The sequence below is a fragment of the Flavobacterium sp. CAN_S2 genome, assembly GCF_015752255.1.
Lineage (GTDB): Bacteria > Bacteroidota > Bacteroidia > Flavobacteriales > Flavobacteriaceae > Flavobacterium.
In genome coordinates, this window is record NZ_JADOVA010000001.1 from 825,592 (window position 1) to 845,116 (window position 19,525).

Annotated in this window: 14 protein-coding genes; 1 reads left to right on the forward strand and 13 read right to left on the reverse strand. The window is 34.8% G+C overall.

All coding sequences use genetic code 11. The annotated features are described in order from the left end of the window. Positions 1-127 precede the first annotated feature (127 nt). The 9 genes from ruvB to IWX80_RS03740 all read right to left on the reverse strand — a co-directional run bounded on the left by ruvB (position 128) and on the right by IWX80_RS03740 (position 12,747). On the reverse strand, positions 128-1,150 hold the full coding sequence (gene ruvB / locus IWX80_RS03700; RefSeq protein WP_113665015.1) for a Holliday junction branch migration DNA helicase RuvB: 1,023 nt from the start codon (positions 1,148-1,150) through the stop codon (positions 128-130). 155 nt (positions 1,151-1,305) lie between these two features. Then, positions 1,306-3,102: a cytochrome c oxidase subunit I gene (locus IWX80_RS03705; protein WP_196852209.1), complete on the reverse strand. Its 1,797-nt coding sequence runs from the start codon at positions 3,100-3,102 to the stop codon at positions 1,306-1,308. Positions 3,103-3,130: 28 nt separating this feature from the next. Then, a complete protein-coding gene (locus IWX80_RS03710; RefSeq protein WP_196852210.1) occupies positions 3,131-4,288 on the reverse strand; it encodes a cytochrome c oxidase subunit II in 1,158 nt (385 codons plus the stop codon). A 19-nt stretch (positions 4,289-4,307) separates the two neighbouring features. Then, positions 4,308-5,783 (reverse strand): quinol:cytochrome C oxidoreductase, encoded by a 1,476-nt coding sequence (locus tag IWX80_RS03715; protein ID WP_196852211.1) that lies wholly within the window; start codon positions 5,781-5,783, stop codon positions 4,308-4,310. A gap of 27 nt (positions 5,784-5,810) precedes the next feature. After that, on the reverse strand, positions 5,811-6,356 hold the full coding sequence (locus IWX80_RS03720; RefSeq protein WP_113634033.1) for a c-type cytochrome: 546 nt from the start codon (positions 6,354-6,356) through the stop codon (positions 5,811-5,813). A gap of 8 nt (positions 6,357-6,364) precedes the next feature. Beyond that, positions 6,365-6,889, reverse strand: coding sequence for a DUF3341 domain-containing protein (locus IWX80_RS03725; RefSeq protein ID WP_091165797.1), 525 nt, complete (start codon positions 6,887-6,889; stop codon positions 6,365-6,367). Next, entirely contained in the window at positions 6,882-8,285 is a 1,404-nt protein-coding gene (nrfD, locus tag IWX80_RS03730) for an NrfD/PsrC family molybdoenzyme membrane anchor subunit (RefSeq protein WP_099714288.1), read from the reverse strand. Before nrfD ends, IWX80_RS03725 begins: the two co-directional genes overlap by 8 nt. A 38-nt stretch (positions 8,286-8,323) precedes the next feature. Continuing rightward, complete coding sequence (locus IWX80_RS03735; protein WP_196852212.1) at positions 8,324-11,380, reverse strand: TAT-variant-translocated molybdopterin oxidoreductase; 3,057 nt, start codon at positions 11,378-11,380, stop codon at positions 8,324-8,326. Between the two features lie 29 nt (positions 11,381-11,409). After that, positions 11,410-12,747, reverse strand: coding sequence for a c-type cytochrome (locus IWX80_RS03740; RefSeq protein WP_196852213.1), 1,338 nt, complete (start codon positions 12,745-12,747; stop codon positions 11,410-11,412). Positions 12,748-12,962: 215 nt separating this feature from the next. On the opposite strand from IWX80_RS03740, the gene IWX80_RS03745 reads away from it, so the two are divergent. After that, positions 12,963-13,352, forward strand: a complete 390-nt coding sequence (locus tag IWX80_RS03745) for an SPOR domain-containing protein (RefSeq protein WP_196852214.1) — start codon at positions 12,963-12,965, stop codon at positions 13,350-13,352. Positions 13,353-13,516: 164 nt separating this feature from the next. Here the strand turns inward: IWX80_RS03745 and IWX80_RS03750 are convergent, their stop codons facing one another. The 4 genes from IWX80_RS03750 to rimP form a co-directional block, all read right to left on the reverse strand. Beyond that, positions 13,517-14,617, reverse strand: a complete 1,101-nt coding sequence (locus tag IWX80_RS03750; RefSeq protein ID WP_196852215.1) for a DUF6563 family protein — start codon at positions 14,615-14,617, stop codon at positions 13,517-13,519. Positions 14,618-14,694: 77 nt separating this feature from the next. Continuing rightward, a complete protein-coding gene (gene infB / locus IWX80_RS03755) occupies positions 14,695-17,592 on the reverse strand; it encodes a translation initiation factor IF-2 (RefSeq protein ID WP_196852216.1) in 2,898 nt (965 codons plus the stop codon). Between the two features lie 112 nt (positions 17,593-17,704). Next, positions 17,705-18,958, reverse strand: coding sequence for a transcription termination factor NusA (gene nusA, locus IWX80_RS03760; protein WP_196852217.1), 1,254 nt, complete (start codon positions 18,956-18,958; stop codon positions 17,705-17,707). A gap of 13 nt (positions 18,959-18,971) precedes the next feature. Further along, a complete protein-coding gene (gene rimP / locus IWX80_RS03765; protein ID WP_196852218.1) occupies positions 18,972-19,436 on the reverse strand; it encodes a ribosome assembly cofactor RimP in 465 nt (154 codons plus the stop codon). Between the last annotated feature and the right edge of the window lie 89 nt (positions 19,437-19,525).

Below are 19,525 nucleotides of genomic sequence, written 5' to 3' on the forward strand. Positions count from 1 at the left end.
ATGTTAATAAACGGAATATGTTAGCCCTGATAGAAGCGGCATCTCCCGATTTAAAAAAACAAGGCTTTTTAGCCGTAGTTTTTGTTAATGGGGAATACAGCGGATAGCAGGAAATAGCTCCTAAAAATTAGAATAAACCGCCTTGAATGTTTGTATTTAATTTGCCCAAATGCTTGTAAGCTTTATCGGTAACTTCACGACCTCGCGGAGTTCTCATGATAAATCCTTCTTGAATCAAAAACGGTTCATAGACTTCCTCAATTGTCTCGCTACTTTCGGATACGGCTGTCGCCAAAGTAGTCAATCCGACCGGTCCACCTTTGAACTTATCTATGATTGTGGTTAAGATTTTATTGTCCATTTCATCCAAACCATGAGCGTCAACATTAAGCGCTTTTAAGGCATAACGGGCAATCTCAATGTCAATTGTACCATTCCCTTTTATTTGAGCAAAATCACGCACACGACGCAGCAATGCATTAGCGATACGAGGTGTTCCGCGACTTCTTCCTGCAATTTCTATGGCTGCTTCCATGGAAATTGGCATTTTAAAGATTGTAGCACTTCTTTCCACGATAGTGGTTAACAATTCTGTCGTATAATATTGTAAACGGGAAGATATTCCGAAACGAGCTCGCATAGGAGCGGTCAACAACCCAGAACGCGTAGTGGCTCCGATTAAGGTGAACGGATTCAAATTAATTTGAACGGTTCTTGCATTGGGTCCTGATTCAATCATGATATCAATTTTGAAATCCTCCATGGCAGAATACAAATATTCTTCAACTATTGGACTCAAACGATGAATTTCATCAATAAACAAAACATCTCTTTCCTCCAGATTAGTCAATAAACCAGCTAAATCTCCAGGTTTATCCAATACAGGACCAGAGGTTATCTTGATTCCAACTTGAAGTTCATTAGCAAGAATATTAGCCAAAGTAGTTTTTCCTAAACCGGGAGGACCATGAAAAAGTGTGTGATCAAGTGCTTCATTACGTTGATTAGCAGCTTGAACAAAGACTTTCAAGTTTTCCAATATCTGATCTTGTCCAGCAAAATCGTCAAAGGAAAGTGGTCTTAATTTTTTTTCAAGATCTAGTTCTTCCGAATTGTAACCGTTTGATGTTGGGTCTAAATTTTCATTCATGTAACAAAGATAGCAAAGCAATTTCGAAATATAATTTTTAAATTTAAAATGAAATAAAAATTAAAAACGACTCCATGTGAAAGAATATCATTTTGATAAACAAAAATAAAAAGCACAAAAAAAGCCTCTACTTTCGCAGAGGCTTCAATTATATTTTAGTGGTGTAAAACTTCTTCACCTTCTTTCATTGGAACGTTTTGAGGTACAAAATCCACATCGTGTGCTGGATTACTGTAGTCATAAGGCCAACGATATACGTGAGGAATTTCACCTGGCCAGTTACCGTGAATATGTTCAACCGGTGCTGTCCATTCAAGTGTATTAGATTTCCAAGGATTCATAACAGACTTTTTACCGTAGAAAATACTAACGAAAAAATTGTATAAGAAAACCAATTGAAAAGCTCCACCAATTAATGCGAATGTTGTTATTAAAACGTTTACGTTTTGTAAATCATCAAATAATGGGAAGTTTGTATTTGTATAATAACGTCTTGGTAAACCTGCTAATCCTATAAAGTGCATTGGAAAGAAAACCCCATAAGCACAGATTGCAGTTACCCAAAAGTGAACATATCCTAGATTCTTGTTTAACATTCTTCCGAACATTCTTGGGAACCAATGATAAATTCCAGCAAACATTCCGTAAAGAGCAGATATACCCATTACTAAGTGAAAGTGAGCTACAACGAAATACGTATCATGAACATTAATGTCAAGTGTACTATCGCCAAGAATAATTCCTGTCAAACCACCAGTAATAAATGTAGAAACTAAACCAATTGAAAACAACATAGCTGGATTCAACTGCAAATTACCTTTCCAAAGTGTTGTGATATAATTAAACGCTTTCACAGCAGAAGGGATAGCAATCAATAGCGTTGTAAAAGTAAATACGGATCCTAAAAATGGATTCATACCCGAGATAAACATATGGTGACCCCAAACAATTGTTGATAAGAAAGCAATAGCCAAAATTGACATGATCATCGCTCTGTAACCAAAAATTGGTTTACGTGAATTTGTTGCAATAACTTCCGAAGTAATTCCCAAAGCAGGTAATAAAACGATATAAACCTCAGGGTGTCCTAAGAACCAAAACAAGTGTTCGAACAATACTGGCGAACCACCTTGGTAATGTAAAACTTCTCCAGCAATATAAATATCAGATAAGAAAAATGAAGTTCCAAAACTTCTATCAAAAATAAGTAATAACGCTGCAGATAAAAGAACCGGAAACGAAACAATACCAATAATCGCTGTTACAAAGAAAGCCCAAATTGTAAGAGGCAATCTTGTCATAGACATTCCTTTTGTTCTAAGGTTAATTACTGTAACTACATAATTTAAAGATCCCATTAAAGAAGATGCGATAAAAATAGCCATAGAAACCAACCATAATGTCATTCCCATTCCAGAACCAGGAATAGCTTGTGGTAAAGCACTTAACGGAGGATAAATTGTCCAACCTGATGATGCTGGTCCAGCTTCGACAAAAAGAGAACCAATCATAATGATACTTGACAAGAAAAACAACCAATATGAAATCATATTCATAAAACCGGAAGCCATATCTCGAGCACCAATCTGAAGCGGTATCAACAAGTTACTAAAAGTACCACTAAGAGCAGCGGTTAATACAAAGAATACCATTATGGTTCCGTGTATCGTAACTAAAGCCAGATAAATATCATTAGCCATAACTCCGTTAGGAGCAAATTTATCACCTAATAAAATATTAAAAATTTTAAAAGACTCTTCTGGCCATGCTAATTGCATTCTAAAAAGCATAGACATTCCTACTCCTATAATCCCCATAAAAATACCAGTAATAAGGTATTGTTTGGCAATCATTTTATGATCAATACTAAAAATATATTTAGTAATAAAAGTTTCTTTATGATGATGTTCGTGTTCGTGATCTATTGCGTGATCGTGACCTTCTGCTGACATATATGTTTACTTTAAATATTCTTATTAATTATTTCATTGCCATTACAGCAACTCCTACAGTATCTTTAGTTTTAATAGAGTCTGAACCTGAAGCTCCATCAGGAGAAGCTGGTTCAGCCATAGCAGCTTTTACTTCATTTACAACAGTAGCTTTATCTTTTAACCAAGCTTTGTAGTCCTCAGGAGTATCTACAATAATTTTCATTTGCATGTTATAATGAGAAGCACCACAAATTTTATTACAAAGCAATAAGTAATCAAAAGTGTAAGGATCCAAAGCTGTTTCACCTTTAGCAACTAATGCAGCACTTTTCTTAGCTCTAAGAGCATTTATATTTGCTACTTTCTCAACCATAAATGGTAATTCTCTATATTCAGCTGTAGTGTAAATTGGCTCGAAAGCAAATTGAGTAACCATACCAGGAACACAGTTCATTTGAGCTCTAAAATGTGGCATATAAGCTGAGTGTAAAACATCCTGAGAACGCATTTTAAAAAGAATCTTTTTCCCTTTTGGAATGTGCAATTCAGTTACAACAATATCATCTTGTGCATAAGGATCCGCTAAATCAACACCAACGGCATTAGCACCTTCAATATATCTTACATTCGCTTTACCAAGAACATTATCTTCACCTGAGTATCTAGCTTTCCAGTTAAACTGTTGCGCATACAATTCAATTACTACAGTATCTTCATCTTCATCAACAAACATGATGTTAGTCCAAGCATAAAGTCCGTATAAAATTAAACCTGCTAAAACTACTGCTGGTATAACACTCCAAATGGCTTCTAACTTATTATTATCAGCAAAGTAAAGCGCTTTTTGATCCTTTTTACCTCTGTATTTAAAGGCAAAATAGTGCAACAATACTTGAGTTATAGCTTGAACAATAAAAATAAGAACCCAAGTGATATTCATTAAATTATCAACTTCACCTCCGTGTGCAGAAGCTGGTGTGTGAAGAACAAGAGGTCCCCATTTAAACAATCCGTAAATTGAAAAAATGTAAATGAAAGCTAGAAAACCAAACATCAAATAACCCTGAACGTTATTGTCGTTATCTGTAGCGATTTCTGAACTATCTGTATTAGAACCAACTTGCGTCAGGTCGAATATTTTAGTCAATTGCCATAAAGCAACAGCTAATAAAACTAAAACTATAATTACCAACAAACTTGTCATCTGTTTTTTTCTTTAAATATTAATAATGAAAATGTTTACTTTCTTCTATGAAAGGATTTCTTTTTGCCAATAATGGAACTTTAGTCATTGCTGTGAAAACAACATAAATAAATAATCCAAGGAAGAAAAGAACAGAAGCTATTTCTGAAATTCCAATAAACCATCTGTCACCAACAGTTCCTGGCATAATCATATTAAAGAAATCAATATAATGCCCACCAAGTATTACAACTCCTGCCATAACTAAAACCCAAGTAATTCTTTTGAAATCTGTATTAATTAATATTAATAAAGGGAAAACAAAATTCATCACTACAGCACCAAAGAATGGAAGGTTATACAACTCAATTCTTGTAATATAATAAGTAACCTCTTCTGGAATATTAGCATACCAAATTAGCATATATTGTGAGAACCATAAGTATGTCCAAAAAACACTAAAACCAAACATGAATTTCGCTAAATCATGAATATGACTTGTATTAACATATTCTAAAAACCCTCTAGATTTTAAGTATAAAGTAACTAAAGCAATAGTTGTTATTGCACTAACAAAGAAGCTAGCAAAAACGTACCAACCAAACAACGTACTAAACCAGTGTGGATCAATAGACATTATCCAGTCCCAAGACATTATAGATTCAGATACAATAAAAAACACAAGGAACATTGCTGAAAGCTTAAAGTTCTTTTTGTAATTAAGATCATCGTTAGCTTCATCTTGAGCCAAACAGTTTTTTCTAGAAAAATACTGATATAAACTCCAACCTGTTAAAAATATAGCCGCTCTAACGATCCAAAAAGGGAAATTTAAATAACCCGCCTTGTTTGCAATTAATTTGTCATTGGCAACAACTTCAGGATCTAACCATATAAAAAGGTGATTTAAGTGTAATCCACATAAAATTAAAATCACAAAAAAGATAACTGAACCTACAGGTAAATACGCCGTTATACCTTGCATAACTCTAAATAAAACAGGAGACCATCCAGCTTGAGCTACTTGTTGAATTGCATAAAAAACTAAAACTCCTAATGAAACAAGCATAAAGAAAATACAGGCAACGTACAAAGCAGACCAAGGTTTGTTTTGTAATTGGTGTAAAACATGATTTAAATGTTCCGTATGTTCAGCTTCTTCACTAACCTCGTGACCTTCTTTTTTTACTACTGGCTCAACTTGAACTTCTTCAACAACTTTCGCTGTATCAACTTTCAATGAATCACCAGTTGGATTAACTACAGTTGTAGATTCCTCTATTTTTTTCTCTTCAGTAGCTTCGTTGTGAGCAGCATCCGATACATGCGAAGGTTCAGCAGCGGTTGACGCTTCATGTTTTGCTTCACCATGCCCACCATGACTTTCGGCTGCAAGAAGTTTTTCAACGTCTTGAATATCTTTTGGTGCAGTTAAAAAACCATATCCAATTCCTAATATACCTACGGCCATTAAGACGAAAGAAAGAGTTTTTAATTTACTTGAAAATGTATACATATCTATTACGATCAGTTTGTTCAACAATTATAATTCGCTTTTTAGTTTCAGAACATAGTCAGTAACTAACCAACGTTCTTGGGCACTCAATTGGTTTGCATGTGAACCCATTGAATTCAAACCATACGTTATTACGTGAAAAATACTTCCTTCAGTGATCACTCTATCTTTATAACTAGGAACACCCAAGAATTTTTCTCTCTCTACCAGTTTACCTTTACCGTTTCCAGAAGCACCATGGCAACTGATACAATAAATCTCAAAAAGTTCTTTTCCTTTCTCAGGATTTCTACTTAAAGAATCTAAAGGAGATTTAAGATTCGCTTTAGCCAACTCATATCCGGCAGTAGAATTTTCATATTCAAAAGGTTCGAAACCTCTATTCACAGTTCCTTCAGCTGGAAGTTGACCTTCTTTACCATCTTTAAATGCATTCGATTCAGAATAGGTTTCATACCCTACTGATTCGTACATATTTGGAAAATATTGATAGTTTGGTGCCGCATTATTATGGCATGATGAAACTAAAATAGTTATACCAAATAAAAGTGTTATTTTATATACGCTTTTCATATCTATAATTAATGCTTATCTATTACTTTAACTTCTACAGCTCCGGTGCTTTGGAAAAAAGAAATCAATTCTTCTTCGTTATCATTTACAGCAACTTCCATTAAAAAATGGTCATCTGTAGTTCTTACATCTGGATTCTCTGCTTCTTTGAAAGGCCATAATTTACTTCTCATATAAAAAGTAATAACCATTAAGTGAGCTGCAAAAAATACAGTAAGTTCAAACATAATTGGAACAAAAGCAGGCATGTTTTCAATATAACTGAAACTTGGCTTTCCACCAATATCTTGTGGCCAATCTTGAATCATAATATAATTCATCATAGCCGTAGCTACCGATATTCCAACACATCCATAAAGAAAAGCACAAATTGCTAATCTTGTAGGAGCGATACCCATAGCTTTATCCAAACCGTGAACCGGGAATGGAGTAAAAACTTCTTCAATATGATGATGAGCTGCTCTGGTTTTTTTAACCGCATCCATCAATATATCATCGTCATTATAAATGGCGTATATTACTTTATTACTCATGATGTGAATCTTTATTTGCTTCTCTTTCTCTTTTGTAATTATCTCCAGTTCCTTTCAAAATTGTTTTTACCTCTGCTTGTGCAATTACAGGGAATGTTCTTGAATATAGTAAGAACAATACAAAGAAGAAACCTATTGTTCCAATGAAAATTCCAATGTCAACAAATGTAGGTGAAAACATTGTCCAAGAAGATGGTAAATAATCTCTATGTAACGAAGTTACGATAATTACAAATCTCTCAAACCACATTCCAATATTTACAACTATCGAAATTATAAACGAGAACATAATACTTGTTCTTAATTTTTTGAACCACATGAATTGTGGAGAAAAAACATTACAAGTCATCATTGACCAATATGCCCACCAGTAAGGTCCGGTAGCTCTATTCAAGAAAGCATATTGCTCGTATTCTACACCAGAATACCACGCAACAAATAGTTCAGTTATGTAGGCAACCCCGACAATAGAACCTGTAATCATGATAACAATATTCATCAACTCAATGTGTTGAATGGTAATGTAAGCTTCTAGATTAGATACTTTTCTCATAATGATAAGCAAGGTATTTACCATTGCAAATCCTGAGAAAACCGCTCCAGCAACAAAGTACGGAGGAAAGATTGTAGTATGCCATCCTGGAATAACAGAGGTAGCAAAGTCCATCGATACAATAGTATGCACAGATAGTACAAGTGGTGTAGCTAAACCTGCAAGTACCAAAGATACTTCTTCAAAACGTTGCCAGTCTTTTGCTCTACCGCTCCATCCAAAACTTAATATAGAATAAACTCTTTTGTTGAAAGGAGTAATAGCTCTATCACGTAACATCGCAAAATCAGGTAATAAACCAGTCCACCAGAAAACTAATGAAACTGAAAGATACGTTGAAATTGCAAATACGTCCCAAAGTAATGGCGAGTTAAAGTTTACCCAAAGAGAACCAAATTGATTCGGAATTGGTAAAACCCAATACGCTAACCATGGACGTCCCATGTGGATGATTGGAAATAAACCTGCTTGAATAACCGAGAAAATTGTCATTGCTTCTGCAGAACGGTTAATCGCCATTCTCCAACGCTGACGGAAAAGTAATAATACCGCTGAAATAAGTGTTCCTGCGTGACCAATACCAACCCACCAAACAAAGTTCGTGATATCCCAAGCCCATCCAACAGTTTTATTTAATCCCCATGTTCCAATACCTGTAGATACGGTGTAAATGATACAGCCAAGTCCCCAAAGGAAGGCTATTAATGCGATTGAAAACACAATCCACCAATGTTTGTTTGCTTTACCTTCAACAGGCGCAGCTACATCTACAGTTACATCGTGATAAGATTTATCACCTATAACTAAGGGTTTTCTAATGGTTGCTTCGTAGTGAGACGACATAATCCTTTATATTGATTCTTAATTAATTATTTTTTGTACTAGGTATTTCTAACTTTAACGTGGTAAATCACATTAGGCTTCGTTCCAACATGCTCCAATAAATGATACATTCTTTCATCAGCAGCTAATTTAGTTATTTCTGCTTCTGAATCATTTACATCACCAAATTTCATTGCTCCAGTAGAACAAGCGTTTGAACATGCAGTCTGGAATTCACCATCAACGATTGCTCTTCCTTCTCTTTTTGCTTTCAAAATTGTCGCTTGTGTCATTTGAATACACATTGAACATTTCTCCATAACTCCACGAGAACGAACATTAACATCTGGATTCAATACCATACGTCCTAAATCGTCATTCATATGATAATCGAATTCACTGTTTTTGTTGTACAAGAACCAGTTAAAACGACGTACTTTATACGGACAGTTGTTAGCACAGTAACGCGTTCCAACACATCTGTTATAAGCCATATGGTTTTGACCTTGACGCGAGTGTGAAGTTGCAGCAACTGGACAAACTGTTTCACAAGGTGCATGGTTACAATGTTGACACATTACAGGTTGAAAAGATACTTGTGGGTTATCACCCGCTTTTTCCATTTCATTAAATGTAGATAATGAACTTGATAAACCAGCTATATTTTCTTTTCTTTCATTATCACCTTCAAAAGTACTTTCAGAAGAATAATATCTATCAATACGCAACCAGTGCATGTCACGACTTCTTCTTACCTCTGATTTTCCAACAACAGGAACGTTGTTTTCAGCATGACAAGCAATCACACAAGCACCACAACCGGTACAAGCATTTAGGTCAATAGAAAGGTTAAAATGGTGACCCGTTGAGCGATCAAATGAATCCCATAAATCTACTTTAGTTGCTTCAACTTCTTTGTGATCCAATGAAACCATTGGTTGTTCATTCCAAACGTGAGCATCTTTTGTATTGAAAATTTCTAAAGAAGTTTCTTTTATGATATCACCTCTTCCCATCAATGTCTTCTGACCTTGAACACAAGCAAACTCATGTTCTCCTCCAGCTTTCGCCAATGTTACCGACTGTACATTATTAAAACCTTTATATAAAGAATAGGCATTTAAACCCACCATCATTTCTTCTTTCAAAGCCGCTTTACGACCGTAACCTAATGCTAAACCAATAGTTCCCACAGCTTGACCTGGCTGAACAATTACAGGAACATTTTCTAATTTAAGTCCATCTGCAGTTGTAATAGTAGCGTAACTTCCGTTTAAACCACCATTTGCAACGATTTCATTAGAAAGTTCATATTTCTTAGCATCTGCATTCGAAACAGTAACATAATTATCCCACGATACTCTTGTAATTGGATCTGGAAACTCTTGCAACCAAGGATTATTAGCCTGTTGTCCATCTCCCATACCTGTTTTAGTATATAAAACAAGTTCTAGTCCTTGCGCAACTTTTGATTGTGCTAAAGCATTGGCAGCTGCACTAAAATCAGCAGAACCACCAGCGGCAGCAGGAATCGCTCCAACATAAACACCATCGTGCAATACTTTGTTCCATGTAGAACCAGCTATTATTGTTGATGAAGTTACTTTGATATAATCATAAAAAGTACCTGTTAATCCATTTAAAGACAATAATACATCTTGAAATTGTTTCGTATTAAAAAGAGGACGAATTGTAGGCTGAGTAATTCCATAAGTACCTTTTGTGATACTTACATCATTCCATGATTCTAAATAATGAGGAACAGCTGCAGCAACAGTACTTAATAATGCAGTCTCATCTTCTTTTAAAGAAAACGCCACTGATGTTTTTACCTTTTTAAGTCCTTCAACAAAAGAAGTACTATCAGATAAAGTATAAACTGGATTTACACCACTCATTATTAATGTATGAACGCTTCCCGCTTTCATATCATTAACCAATTGAGCAACTTTTGCATTAGAACCTTTTCTAATCTGTCTTGTTCCAGAAGTAGTGAAAGCTTCACTTGCCAATGCTTGGTTGATAGCCAAAACTAGCAATTGAGCATTTTTATCTTGAATACCAGAAACTAACACTCCTTTTGAACCAGCAGCTTTCAATTGTTGAGCCGCTTTTGTAACTTCTGCTTTAAATTTATCTTCTAAACTTACAGCAACAGAAGAACCAGTTACAATATTGTATATATGAACTAATGCTTGTTTTTGATTAGCAGTAGACATTGGCAAACGCTTATCAGCAGCAGCACCAGACAAAGTCATATTTGCTTCTAACTGAAAGTGACGAGACATCTTTCCTGCCTTAGGAATTCTTCCTTTTGCGTAACCTGAATCATAACTACCACCTTGCCAATCTCCAAGGAAATCAGCTCCAACAGAAACTATAAGTGAAGCTTTAGAAAAATCATAATCAACCAAAGCTCTTTCTCCATAAACTGTTTCAAAAGCATCTAATGCTTCAGATTCAGATACAGCATCATAAACAACATGTTTAGCATTTGGATTTTTACCAATAAACTCAGCAATCAACTTCTCAGTTGACGGACTGGCTAATGTATTTGTCAAAAGTACCACTTGACCACCTTTTGCAGCAGCATCAGCTATACTTGATTTAATCTTAGAATCTACAGCTGACCAAGTTGAATTTTTACCTTCAATTTTAGGCTCTTTCAAACGCATACTATCATATAAAGATAGAATAGACGCATGAATTCTTGCATTAGCACTAAACTTAGCTCCAGCAATAGTATTATTATCTATTTTAATAGGACGCCCTTCACGAGTTTTTACCAAAAGATTAGCAAAATCAAAACCGTCAAAAACAGAAGTTGCATAATAATCCGCAACTCCAGGAATGATTTGCTCCGGCTGAAGTACGTAAGGTATTGATTTGTTCACAGGACCTTCGCAAGCTGCAAGCGTAGCTGCCGCAGTACTAAAACCAACGTACTTTAAAAAATCACGACGTGATGTTGACGAAGATGACAAAGCGTCATTATTTCCTAAAAATTCATCAGTAGGAATTTCTTCAACAAATTCGTTATTTCTAAGCGCCTCAACAATAGAACTATTTTTGTCTAGTTCCTCAACACTTTTCCAGTATTTTTTGTTTGATGACATATATAAATATTAAAATCTTAATAATTTGATTAATAATGGCATTTACCACATTCTAAACCTCCCATTTGCGCTGCAGTCAATTTGTCTACACCGTATTTCTTAGAAAGTTCATCATGAATTTTAGTATAGTACTCATTGCCTTCCATTTTAACATCTGTTTTTCTGTGGCAATCTATACACCAACCCATTGTCAATGGAGCAAATTGTTTTTGAATCTCATACTCTTGAACCGGACCGTGACATGTTTGACATTCGATTCCAGCAACAGTTACGTGTTGCGAGTGATTGAAGTAAACAAAATCAGGTAAATTATGAATACGAACCCATTTTACAGGCTGAGTTTTTCCAGTATACGTTTGCGTTGTTTTATCCCAACCCACCGCAGTATATAATTTTTGAATTTGCTCATCATAAAATGCTTTGCTGTATTCTGGCGTAGCAGTAGTTTCTGCAACTTCAGCTATATTTTTATGACAGTTCATACAAACATTCAACGAAGGAATTCCACCGTTTTTACTTACCCTAGCAGCAGAGTGACAGTATTTACAATTGATTTCATTGTCTCCAGCGTGTATTCTGTGAGAATAATGAATTGGCTGTATCGGAGCGTAATCTTGATCAACACCTACTTGCATCAAAAATCCATAAACAAAATAAGCACTAGCCAAAAGTAAAAACACCGCAGTAACTAAAACTAAAAATTGATTCCTAGCAAATGCTTTCCAAATAGGAGTCGTTGGAGTTTTAGGAGCCGTTTCAATACCATTAGCTTTCGCAACCTTAGATAAAACTTGGTTTACCAAAAACAACATCACCACTAAAATCAGCATTACAAGCGCTAAAGCACCTAATATGATATTATTTGAAACACCACCCTCAGAACCACCAGTTCCAGGAACCGCTTCAGTACCACTAGCTACCGGAGCAGGAGCTTCAGCCTTAGGCTCTGAAGTGTACGCAATGATATTATCAATATCAGCATCAGATAATTGAGGAAAAGCTGACATCACTGCCTTATTGTTTTCTTCAAAAACTTTCACCGCTTGAGCATCTCCAGATTTAATTAAATCCGAACTGTTACGAACCCACTTATGAAGCCATGAAGCATCATATTTAGCACCAACACCTCTAAGAGCTGGACCTGTTGCTTTCGCATCAAGCTTGTGACATGCTGCACAGTTTGCATTAAATAGCTCTTTACCCTTAACCGGGTCTGCACTTTGTGAAGTAGCTGAAGCATCCGGAGCAACATCTGTAGCTGCAGGAGTAGCTTCTTGAGCAAATGAAGTAAAGGAAAATGATAGCATTAAAGCTATGCTAAAAAATAATTTCCTTGAGATCGAATTATGGTTACCCACCTTTTTCATATAGTATAATGATTATCTACTAAAAATTGGCACAGTTTTTTCTAATTGTATTATAAAAACTGATCCTTTATTTTAAAACTTGGACAAAAATACGACTTAAGAACTATTCTCAAAACCTTAAAATAGTCTTAATTTCAATTTATATCAATTCTAAATAACATTTGCTATTTGGTATCAATCATTAAATATTACTTTTGCATAAAAACAATCACATTATGAGAATTTTAGCCACTCGAAAAGCCTTTTTTATCTCTGTAACATTATTAATTTGCGCGTTCAACGCAACTGCACAAGATGGGAAAATTACTTTAAATCAGGACTACAAATTTGAACAATTACTAAACGAAAAGAGAAAAACAAATGTTTCCAATGCTGTAAATGACCGATATAAAATTCAAATTTTTAGTGGCGAAAGCGACAAAGCCAAAAACACACTCAATCAATTCAGACAAGAATTTAGTGACTTAGATGGTACAATTATATTTTTCACGCCAAATTATAAAGTTTGGGTAGGAAATTTCAAAACACGAATTGAAGCAGAACGCAATTTGATAGCAATCAAAAAAAGCTACACTAATGTTCATCTAATAAAGCCGAATAACTAAAATTTATCTTTATTTAAATTGTAGTATTCAAAATATTCACGAATAACAAATAAGCAAAAAAAGCAACCCGATTAGAGTTGCTTTTTTTTGTTTTAAATCTTTAATACTAAACTTCACATAACTAATCGTATCATTCCAAACAAACACTTAAAGGATATCAATTTTTATTGCCCTAAAGTTAATTGGTAATATTTTTTTAGAATAACTTTTTTAGCTAAATTGCTTTTATTACCATCCTTAAATTCTTTTAAAAGTTCCGGATGAGATGCTAACATTACTTTCATCTCACTATTTGATAAAAATGATGGTTGCCCCGTATAACTATCAATAAGCATCGGAATTGACCCATCACTTACTGAAGCAGCAATTGCAACGCCAATCAACCCAAACATCGCACCCATAGCGACGGCATTATTTGAATTATAAATTACATTCTCGACATAATACTTACCACTAATAATTTCCGTCTTGGCATAATATCTTGAACTCGCATATTTTGATGCATTAATATAAAAATCCTGGCCATCACTAAATCCATAATAATTCAGCTCTTCTGAACGGCTCAGTTTGTTAAGCAAATAAAACCTATCTTTTTTATTTGTAATTTCAAAATCAGCTAAAGATATTGGTTTTCCATTTAAAACGTCAGCATAATTTAAATAAACACCTTTAGAAGGAACATCCGTTATTGTTTTGCTATTAATATTAAAATTATCATCATACAATATAGCCGTTTTATCTTCCTCACTTGTTTTCATATAATTTGTCAAACATTCCTGTAAAACTTTCTTCAATCGTTCATCGTGTGAACCTGTAACATCCATACCATTACTTTCTGTCGAAGCGATATAAGACCCCACTATATAACCAGTAGTATCTTTGGTTTCTATTACATCAATTGATACAGTTGCATATCCTGTTTCAGACATTGCACGCGTAAGTTCTGAAACGTACAAATCATTTACTCGGATAGAAATCTTAGATTTACTTTCCTCGGACGGACAAATAACTGCGAGATAATCAAAAATTTCAACTGGTAAAGATTTTTCAAAATTAGCTACTACTTTTCTATTGAAACCTCCTTTTTGAACAGTTCCAATATTTTCTTTAAACTGTCTTCCATCATAAACATTTTCAACATAAAAACTAAAACCAAACGCTTTGTCTTTTTTATCTTTTAAAGACACTTTATGGAATTCGAGTTTATTTTGAGAAAAGCCAACCGTGCTGACTACAACAAAAAATAATGCAAATAATTTTTTCATAAATTTAATATTTGGTACAGTATAAAAATAAAAAAATCCCGACAAAATCGGGATCTTATTTATAAAATATTGAAATTCTATTTCAATTTCTTTTTGATTGCTACCTCATGGTATGATTCAATAACATCTCTTTCTTCAATGTCATTATATCCTTTCACTTGAATACCACAATCGTATCCTTTAGCTACTTCTTTCACATCATCTTTGAAACGTTTTAACGCTAACAATTCCCCAGTAAAGACAACCACACCATCTCTAATGATTCTCATTTTAGCATTTCTGACAATTTTACCATCCATTACCATACAACCTGCTATCGAACCTACTTTAGAGATTTTGAATATCTCTCTGATCTCAGCAGTACCCAGAATTTCTTCTTTCATTTCCGGAGCTAACATTCCTTCCATTGCATCTTTCAAGTCGTCAATAGCGGCATAGATAATAGAGTAGTAACGGATATCGATTTCCTCTTTGTCTGCTAATTGTCTTGCATTTCCAGCAGGACGAACATTAAATCCGATGATAATCGCATCTGAAGCAGAAGCCAACATTACGTCAGTTTCAGTAATTGCTCCAACACCTTTGTGGATAATATTGATTTGAATTTCTTCCGTAGATAATTTAGAGAACGAATCAGACAATGCTTCAACCGATCCATCAACATCTCCTTTAAGAATAATGTTCAATTCTTTAAATTGACCCAATGCAATTCTACGTCCAATTTCATCTAAAGTAATATGTCTTTGTGTACGAACTGATTGCTCACGCATCAATTGAGAACGTTTAGAAGCAATTTGTTTCGCTTCTTTTTCGTCTTCAAAAATATTGAATTTATCACCCGCTGTTGCTGCTCCATCAAGACCAAGAACTGAAACCGGAGTCGAAGGACCCGCAACAGTTACAATATTCCCTCTTTCGTCATGCATGGCTTTAATTTTACCATGATGCTTACCAGCTAACATATAATCTCCAATTTTCAATGTTCCGTTTTGAACTAAAATTGTAGAAACATATCCTTTTCCTTTGTCAAGGAAAGCTTCAACAACAGTTCCGGAAGCTGCTTTATTTGGATTTGCTTTCAAATCTAAAAGTTCCGCTTCTAACAATACTTTTTCTAATAATTCTTTCACTCCTGTTCCTACTTTCGCAGAAATATCATGTGATTGAATTTTTCCACCCCAATCTTCAACAAGTAAATTCATACCCGCTAATCTTTCTTTTACTTTTTCAGGATTAGCATTTGGTTTATCAATTTTATTGATAGCAAATATGATAGGAACTCCAGCTGCTTGAGCATGGCTAATTGCTTCTTTGGTTTGCGGCATGATGTCGTCATCAGCAGCAATCACAATAATAGCAATATCGGTAACTTGAGCACCACGCGCACGCATCGCAGTAAACGCTTCGTGACCCGGTGTATCTAAGAATGCAATTTTTTGTCCGTTATCCAAAGTTACTCCGTAGGCACCAATATGCTGTGTAATTCCTCCAGACTCACCTGCGATTACGTTTTCTTTACGAATGTAATCCAGTAAGGATGTTTTACCGTGATCGACGTGACCCATAACAGTTACAATTGGCGCTCTGAAAACTAAATCTTCTTCTCTGTCTTCAACAACTTGAATTGCTTCTTCGATGTCTACAGTGATAAATTCAACTTCATAACCAAATTCATCAGCAACGATAGTCAACGTTTCTGCATCAAGACGCTGATTCATGGTAACCATGATTCCAAGTGACATACACGTACCAATAACTTTAGTAATTGGCACATCCATCATGATTGCAATTTCCCCTACAGTAACAAATTCAGTAACCTTAATAGTCTTACTTCCTTCGTCAATAGCTCTTTGCTCATCATCAGATTTCTGACGGTGTGTATCTCTTTTATCTCTTCTATATTTGGCTGCTTTAGATTTACCACCTTTTCCTTGTAGTTTCTCTAAAGTCTCTCTAATTTGATTTTTAACTTCTTCTTCTGTAGGCTCAACTTTTGCAACAATTGCAGGTCTGTTTCCTTTTACGAATCCAGGTCTTGCACTTCTGTTAGCATTGAAACCTCCGCCACCTACATTAGGTGTAATCTTGTTAGGATTTGGCGCACCCGGAACTCCAGGTGTTGCAGGCGGTCTAGGAGCACCCGGCTTAGGAGCAATCCTTTTACGCTTGTTTTTATTTGCATTGGCTGCAGCTGAACCTGGAGCACCCGGTTTGTTCGGAGTGATTTTTGGTTCTTCTTTTTTCTTTTTCGGTTTGTTGAATTGAGACAAATCAATTATTTGACCTGTCAAAGTAGTTCCCGAAAGTTTTTGATATTGCGTCGTGATGGTTTCATCAACAGGCGTTTCATCAGCTTTAACAGCTTCTACTTTTTCAACTACTTTTGGTTCAGCAGGAACTTCTTTCGGAGCCTCTGTTTTAACCTCTTTTATCCCAACAACAGGTTTTACCTCTTTCTTGTCTGAAACAACTTTTTCTTCTAAAGGTTTTTCTGGTGACGGTTTTTCTGCTGAAACTTCTTTTTGAACCGCTTTTACTTCAGGTACTTTAGCAACTGGAGTCTCCACTTTTTCAACAGCTTTCACAGGAGGGACAATTGAAGGTTTTTTTGGATTAAGATCAATCTTACCCACTTGAACAGGTCCTGCTATAACCGCTCTCGCTTTTATAACTTCTTGCTGCTTAAGACGCTCTTCCTCAATCTTACGTTTATCTTCGATTTCTTTCTCTCGTTCTAAACGCAAAGCCTCTTTCTCTTTTCTTTTCTCTTCCCCTACTTCTTTCGAAGCTTCTTTATTCCCTTTGTCACCTGCAAACTGACCGCACAAGACATTGTATACATCATCGGAAATTTTTGTGTTTGGATTTGCTTCAATAGCAATCCCCTTATCTTTTAGATAATCCACAGCTCTTTCCAAAGAAATATTCAATTCCCTTAAAACTTTGTTTATTCTAATAATTCTCTCTTCAGACATAAAACCTTTTTATTATTACCTTTTTTGTTATTCCTCACTTTACTCCCAACTCGATACCTACCGAGCAAGAATTTATTGTAAAATGGCATGTTTATCGTTGAAGACTCATTGACTAACTGTCAAATTCTTCTTTCAATATTCTCATTACATCTAGAATCGTTTCCTCTTCTAGGTCTGTTCTTCTTACTAAATCTTCTACATCTTGTTTCAAGATACTTTTTGCTGTATCCAAACCAATTTTTGCAAACTCTTCAATAACCCAGTCTTCAATTTCATCTGAAAACTCAGTTAATTCAACATCATCCTCATCAGCAGTTGCACCAGCAACATCTCCTTCGCGAATAACGTCTAATTCATAACCAGTCAATAAACCAGCTAATTTAATGTTGTGTCCACCACGACCAATTGCTTTTGAAACTTCTTCAAGCTTCAAGAAAACCTCCGCTCTTTTAGTGTCTTCATTGATTTTAATCGAAGAAACTTTAGCTGGACTTAACGCTCTTGTAATAAACAATTGTATGTTACTCGTGTAATTGATAACATCTATATTTTCATTTCCTAACTCACGAACAATTCCGTGAATACGAGAACCTTTCATACCTACACAAGCTCCAACAGGATCAATTCTGTCGTCATAAGAATCTACAGCTACTTTTGCTTTTTCACCTGGAATTCTTACTACTTTTTTAACCATGATTAAACCGTCAAAAACTTCCGGGATTTCTTGTTCAAATAATTTTTCTAAAAACTTCTCAGAAGTTCTAGACATAATAATTTGAGGTTTATTTCCCTTTAGTTCAACACTTTCTATTATTCCTCTAACATTATCGCCTTTACGGAAAAAGTCAGAAGGGATTTGTTTTTCTTTTGGCAAAACAATTTCATTTCCTTCGTCATCCACTAAAATAACAACTCTAGGACGTACATGATGTACTTCAGCAGTGTAAATATCGCCAATTAAATCTTTAAATTGCTTGTAAAGATTTGTATTGTCGTGCTCATGAATTTTAGAAATTAAGTTTTGGCGTAAAGCCAAAATTGCTCTTCTTCCTAAATCAATTAATTTCACTTCTTCGGAAACTTCTTCACCAATTTCAAAATCAGCTTCAATTTTTCTTGCTTCTGTTAAGGTAATTTCTTCGTTTTCAAAATCCAGGTCTTCATCTGCAACGATTACTCTTCTTCTCCAAATTTCCATATCTCCTTTATCAGGATTTATAATAATATCGAAATTATCGTCTGATCCGTATTTTTTTTTCAATGCATTTCTAAATACATCTTCCAAAATTGCCATAAGCGTTACACGATCAATAAGTTTATCATCTTTAAACTCTGAGAATGAATCGATTAATGCTAAATTTTCCATGCGAATTCTTTAATTAAAATGTTACTGTAACAATTGCTTCTTTTATATCTGCGTAAGGTAACTGAAGTTCTTTTTGAACTGTTTCCTTTCCTTTCCCTATTTTTTTAGGCTCTCTTGCTTTCCAAGACAAAATTACAAAATCATCATTAGCATCCACTAATTCTGCTTCAATTATTTCTGTCCCAGTCTTCACAATCAATGTTCTTCCTATATTTTTCTTATATTGTCTTACTAATTTCAATGCCGAACCAACTCCTACTGACGCTACTTCCAAAGAATAATCTTGTTCCTCACGATCTAACTCATTATCTATAAATCGGCTTACATCAATACAATCTTGAAGCGCCACACCATTATCCCCGTCTAAAGTTACAATAACCTTGAAAGCATCAGTGATAACTAGGTCTATCAAAAAAATTGATGGCTTTTCTAAAAGGCATTCTGCCAACAACGAATTTACTTTTTCTTTAAATGTCATATTTTTTATAAAAAGAGGGGACATTTAGTCCCCTCATTATCTAGATTTTAATAAATAACCGTGCAAAGATAGTCTTTTTTTTTATAATT